1 pseudogene is annotated in these 230 nt (G+C 73.5%); it reads left to right on the top strand.

The window, feature by feature from the left end:
• Positions 1-230 (top strand): annotated as a pseudogene (locus tag KVS67_RS13720) (biotin synthase BioB); the annotation flags it as partial.

The raw sequence follows: 230 nt of genomic DNA, 5'->3' as shown, positions 1-230 counted from the left end.
CGGCGTCGACGCCTACAACCCCATCCTCAACACGGCCTATTCCCGCTACGAGTCCAACAAAAACTCCCACACCTACGAGCAGCGCGTGGCCACCGTGCAGCGGGCCGGCGCCGCCGGCCTGTCCTCCTGCAGTGGCCTGTTCGCGGCGATGGGGGGGGCGCACGGGCCGCTCGTCGCGGCCGCCCTCGCGCTCCGCGCGCTGGACTCCGTCTCCCTCCCCGTCCCCCCCC

This window comes from Micrococcus sp. GbtcB5 (assembly GCF_019091605.1).
Lineage (GTDB): Bacteria > Actinomycetota > Actinomycetes > Actinomycetales > Micrococcaceae > Micrococcus > Micrococcus luteus.
Note: the sequence above shows the minus strand (reverse complement) of the source record. Positions and strands in the feature narration are given on the sequence as shown.